This window comes from Haliscomenobacter sp. (assembly GCF_040403615.1).
Taxonomy (GTDB): domain Bacteria; phylum Bacteroidota; class Bacteroidia; order Chitinophagales; family Saprospiraceae; genus Haliscomenobacter.
Genome location: NZ_JBBAKG010000017.1, coordinates 7,917 through 13,522, shown reverse-complemented (window position 1 = coordinate 13,522; position 5,606 = coordinate 7,917). Strand labels below are relative to the sequence as shown.

General features: G+C 46.6%; 6 protein-coding genes. All 6 read right to left on the bottom strand.

Translation table 11 applies throughout. The features are described from left to right. The coding region (locus tag ABW391_RS07720) for a DUF2851 family protein (RefSeq protein WP_353481270.1) at positions 1–1,122 on the bottom strand (1,122 nt) is incomplete at its 3' end. Positions 1,123–1,253: 131 nt separating this feature from the next. After that, complete coding sequence (locus ABW391_RS07715; protein ID WP_353481269.1) at positions 1,254–1,775, bottom strand: dihydrofolate reductase; 522 nt, start codon at positions 1,773–1,775, stop codon at positions 1,254–1,256. Positions 1,776–1,781: 6 nt separating this feature from the next. Beyond that, positions 1,782–2,936, bottom strand: coding sequence for a CapA family protein (locus tag ABW391_RS07710; RefSeq protein WP_353481268.1), 1,155 nt, complete (start codon positions 2,934–2,936; stop codon positions 1,782–1,784). Between the two features lie 11 nt (positions 2,937–2,947). Continuing rightward, positions 2,948–4,834 carry a penicillin-binding protein 2 gene (gene mrdA, locus ABW391_RS07705; protein WP_353481267.1) on the bottom strand — a complete coding sequence of 629 codons (1,887 nt, stop codon included), beginning with the start codon at positions 4,832–4,834 and terminating at the stop codon, positions 2,948–2,950. Positions 4,835–4,858: 24 nt separating this feature from the next. Then, positions 4,859–5,359 carry a hypothetical protein gene (locus ABW391_RS07700; RefSeq protein WP_353481266.1) on the bottom strand — a complete coding sequence of 167 codons (501 nt, stop codon included), beginning with the start codon at positions 5,357–5,359 and terminating at the stop codon, positions 4,859–4,861. Positions 5,360–5,366: 7 nt separating this feature from the next. Then, positions 5,367–5,606, bottom strand: a 240-nt coding sequence (locus ABW391_RS07695; RefSeq protein WP_353481265.1) for a rod shape-determining protein MreC, incomplete at its 5' end; no start/stop codon positions are given.

Genomic DNA, 5,606 nt, shown 5'->3' with positions numbered 1-5,606 from the left:
TTCGGGAGGCAGTTCTTGCATGAGCCGCAACGCTTGATCACAGAAGCGCGGACTTTGAGTGTACAGGCCATAGTAAAAGACCAAAGGGATGCAGGCATTGAGCACCAGCAATTCGATGAAACTGCTCCCCAGGTGTTTGAGCTTGCGGGGCGATGGTTTGTCAAACATGTAATGCTCTGACCAATAGCCGTGCAAGGTAACTGTAAACAAGTGGGCCAGCTCCTCCAGGTCGCGGGCAGCCAAAATCTTGCTGAACAGATTGCTGCCCTGGTACAACAGCACCGCAAATTGCGCCAGGCGCATGGTAGGGAAATTGGCAGGGCGCATGCGCAAAAACTTCCAGGTTCCGGGAGGCAAAGGCTCTAGGCCATACTTTTGGCGCTGAAAACCATACTCTTGTTTTAATTGCTGGGGATAAGCATCGGCAAATTCTGCTTCGAGTAGGCCCGCCTGCCCAAAGAGCAATGCCTCGATCTGCATTAGGTTGTCGCGGTGTCGAGACAGTAGTTTGAGCGGCAAACTGCGGGCAACCTGCTCGCATGGATCCATATTCACATTGAGGCCAAAATTGCGCAGCAGCAATTGGTAGCATACTTCCTCCCAATCGCCCTGGGTTTGCTCCAACAAGCGTTTGATCAAAGCTGATTTTGTTTCCAGCCGCTCTACCATTAAGCGTTCCAGCCACAGTTTTTTGGTCAGGTCTTTGACTTGGTGCCAGTGGTTTTGACACGGAATCCAGAGTGCGTTGTTGAGCATTTGGTAATAAGCTTTGCACAAATCGGGATCGAGCAATCGGCGCAATTCCAGACAGGGCAATCGCTCTCCATTCATGCGTTGGATGGGCACATCTTCGTCTAGTACCACATGAAGTACCACGTTGTTGTAAGCAGCATCCTGTTGGTGATGGTGCAGCAGCCAATCGGAAGATTTAAGGTGAATTTCGACGTTGCCTGCCCAAAGGGTGTCTTCGATGTGCAAACGGGCATTGAGAAAGTCAGGCCCAGCATTTCGATTGAGTTCGCCCACACTCAGTACCGCAAGAGATTGCCCTTGGGTGGTTTGCAGTTGTGTAGCTTGAAAATGTTGGTAACGCCAGGCGTAATAGAGGAAATCTTCTGTCACGATCTCAGGATTTAACGGGTTAAAAACCTGAGAATCATTGTTGAAAAGGGTGAAAAAAAGCACAACTGGTTGCGTTGTGTGTACAAATTTAAAACTTATTTTTTCTAAAGCAAAAAAAAACTTTAATTCTTTTATTCCTCCTCTTCAATTTCTTTGGGGACTTCAATCCGTTCGTACACTTTGAAAATGTAGTCCATTTCGTTTTTCTCGTCGGCAAGATGCGGCTCTTTGAAGCGCAGCTTCCATTTTTTCAAGTCGATTTCAGGGAAAAACACTTCTCCTTCGGGTTCTAGATTCACCTCGGTCAGGTAAATTTTGTCCCAATACTGCTGACTTTGGGTATATATCTGTCCACCGCCGATGATGAATGCTTCTGTTTCGCCGTTGTCGTACGCCAACTCGAGTGCCTCATTGATGGAATGAGCTACCAGACAATCCGTAGATACAAAGAAAAGATCTCGGGTTACGATGATATTGGTTCGATTGGGGAGTGGTCTGCCGATCGACTCAAACGTATTGCGGCCCATGATCACATGGTGGTTCAGGGTGGTTTTTTTGAAGTATTTCAAATCCGCGGGCAAGTACCAGGGGATTTGATTGTGCATGCCGATGACTCGGTTTTTGGCAGCAGCTACAATGGTTGATACAATCACAGGATGTTATTTTTCAGTGCTTTGCAAAATTTCCTCGGCACTCACTTTGCGTTCAATGGCACCGAATTGGGTCAGGTTTTTGCGAATGACATCGGCGCTTTGCTTCATGGCTGCACGGGTAGCCTCCGACATCGGTTGCTGGGTCGCCATTAGGCCATTTTCAAAAGCCGCAACTGGCAGCGTCATGTAGGTGGATTTAGCCGCACCTGGCGCCCGGTATAGATAGCGGTAAACGGGGATATACTCGGTTTTGCTGATGGCCGTTTTTTGGGTGCTGGCGTTTTTTTCCAATTCAATTTCTACCATCAGGCCAATGTCTGTATAGATTTTGGTCTGGGCGGAAATAAAATTGCCCATCGAGTACACCACCAGGCCATTGCGCATGGTACTATCAGCTTGTGGCAATGGATAAGTCTTGATCGGTTGCACCACGTGTGGATGCGACCCAATAACCATCGTTGAACCCCAGTCCAGCATTTTTTTGGCCAGACTGCGTTGGCGTTCATTTTCGGTCAGTTGGTACTCATCTCCCCAGTGCACAAAGGTTATAATGGCGTCGGGCTGGTGGGCTTTTGCTGCTTCGATGTCGGCTTTGATGACTTTTTCATCGATGACGTTTACCACTGCGGGTTTGGGGGTTGGAATTCCATTGGTGCCATAGGTATAATTCAGGAAAGCCAGTTTGAAACTGCCCTTATACACGATCAAGGGGTAAAGTGCGGCGCGGTAGGATGAATCGATGAAGGTTCCGGTTTGATAAAACCCGTTTTTCTCAAGGGTTTTGACGGTATTTTGCACACCCAACAATCCGCCATCATTGGAATGGTTGTTGGCAGTAACCAATAGATCAAAACCTGCTGCCCGAAGGGCCAGTGGCAATTCATCCGGGCTTTTGAAAGTCGGATACCCTGTATAAGGTGGTTTGCCGGGCAGGGTCAGCTCTAAATTGCCAATTGCCAGGTCTGATTGGGCCAACAATGGCGCGATGAATTTAAAGCAGGGAGAATAATCATACAATTTATTCGCTTCGATGGCAGCCGATTCAATCTGAGGGCCATGCCCCATGATGTCGCCAACGAATATCATCTTGAGTTTATCTTGAGCCATCAAACCACTCAGTAGGACAAGACTTAGGCCCCAAAACAGCAATGTTTTCTTCATGATGATCTAGATTATGGCCGACGTGTTTTTCTGGTTGCCAATGCCACTTCCCGAATGATGTAGTCTTTTTTCAAGACCATTTTTTCCATCTCTTTGCGTGCAGGGCTGCGAATTTCGCCTTTGAGGTATTTTTCAATCATCAAACTGGCCACAGGGGCAGCCACCTGTCCTCCAAAACCCGCATTTTCAGCATATACAGCGATGGCAATTTTTGGATTGTCTTTGGGTGCAAAACAGAAAAAAATCGAGTGGTCTTCGCCGGAGCTGTTTTCAGCGGTTCCGGTTTTTCCACAAATGGGAATGTCAGGGATAAAAGCCCGTCGGGCAGTTCCGGCAATGGTTACCCGCTCCATGCCGTCTACAACAGGCAGGAAATATTTTTTATCAACACCCACTTCATGTTTAAGGTGAAAAGCGGAGCGGGTTGTCGTGATGGAGTCCCCAAAAGCTTTGATGAAGTGAGGGGTATAGAAATAACCATGATTGGCAATGATGGCGGCCAAATTGGCCAATTGGACATTGGTACAAAGCATCTCTCCTTGTCCGATGCCCAGGGAGCGGATCCAGATCGACTTCCATTGTCCATCGCGGGCGTACCAGCGATTAAAAAAATCGGAAGTTGGAAAGCCTCCAGCCTGCTCCCCTGGATAATCTATACCGAGTTTGCGGCCATATCCAAATTTATCGAGGTAGTAATTGAGCGTATCTAAGCCACGATTGGGATGTTTGTAGCCATACCGGTCTACGATGGTGCGAAACAGCGTTACAAAATAGGCATTGCAAGAGTGCTGAATGCCCGAGCGTAAATCACCGCAATAGGCATGGTGGTGACAGCCCAAACGCACCCCTGGGGCTACAAATGCACCGCCGCAAGGAACACCTCGGTTTTCATCCCATACCCCAATCTGCTGCCCGATCAGGGACAAAATCGTTTTGTGGATCGACCCTGGAGGGTACTGGGCCATTACCGCCCGGTTGAACAAAGGGTTGTTTGGATTTTTGGCCAATGCTGCGTACACATCCCCTCTGGCGTTGTTGGTGATGGTGAGCTGGTTGGGGTCGTAATTGGGGGTAGTAACCATGGCCAGAATTTCTCCGGTTTTGGGTTCTATCGCCACCAAACCAGCGCGTTTGTTGCTCAACAGGTATTCTGCATATTGTTGAAGCTCAATATCAACCGTCGTTTTTAGATCTTGTCCAGGAGTAACCGGAATATCGTCTTTGCCATCGCGGTAGGAGCCCGCATAGCGACCTAGCTTGTCCCTTAGCACATATGCGATGCCCTTTTTTCCTCTTAGTTCATTCTCATAGGTTCGTTCCAATCCACTGGCGCCGATGTAGTCGCCTGGAGTATAGATGTCGGATTGGGTATCTACTTCATTTTTATTCACTTCCCGAATGTAGCCCAAAAGGTGAGCGGCAACCGGAGCCGGGTATTCCCGAGCGTTGCGCAGTACCACTTCAAAACCAGGAAATTCAGGCAATACTTCCTGAAAACGGGCGAAAGCCTCTGCTGAAATTTTACTTTTGAACACAAAGGGTACAGAGCGGGAAAAACGTCCGCTGCGAAAATCTTTATTTAAGGCTTCATTGTATTCTTCTTTGGTCATTCCAACCAAGGAACAAAACCGATCTACGTTCATGCTGTCTTTGAGGGCATCTACCGTTAACATCAGGTCGTACATGGGATTGTTGACCACCATGAGTTTTCCTTTGCGGTCATAAATCAAGCCTCTGGCTGGATAAATTGGAAACCGTGCAACGGCACCAGTAGCTTTGTTCTTGTTGTTGAATTCTCCATTGATGACTTGTAGATAGAATGCTCGTCCCAAGAGTAGGATTGCAGCCATAATGAATACAAACTGAATAACTTGCTGACGATTGCTGCCACTGTCCATAGCGAAGATTGGAAAGAGTTTGAATTAATCTAATCCGTTTAAAACACCTGCTAAAATTAGTATAAAAATAATGGAAACCACAAAACTTAACAGGCTTTTAACGATGATTTCGATAAAAAAGACGTGTGAAAAAAATACCATGGAGTAGTAAAAGACCAGGTACAACAACAATGAAACTGCAATATACCGCAAGAACGGCAAAAGTTTGAGCCGTTTCAAAGAAGGAGCGGCATTCTCATCCATGCCTCGCGGAATTACCCAGTTCAAAATCCTACTCCGACAAAAAGCCAGTAACAGTGAACTTGAAGTATGAACGCCCAAGGTATTGTAACTGCCATCCATAATTAAACCAGTTGCAAATGCAACAATCAACAACAGATTGATTTGCATGCCAGCTGGCAACAATAAAATAAACAAAGGGTACACAAAAACTTCATAATGATAAGGGCCAATCCAGAATTGAATTTGTTTCAACACCACGATTTGGAGCAACCAAATGATGATGAATTTAAACAGTATGCGCAAAAAAGAGTTATTGTTCATCCTTGACGCGGGCTTCTAGTTGTTTGATTTCATCCGCATGCTTGTTTACCACAATCAGCGCATATCGGACATTGGTCATGTTGACATTTAATTTGACTTTGATCAGGTGATTGCTGGATCCAGGAGGTATTTCGTGGTAAAAAACCTTGCCGATGGATACACCTGGAGGATAATAAGTAGAAAAACCAGTGGTTTCTACAATATCGTCTTTGCTGTTGATCTTGTTGTG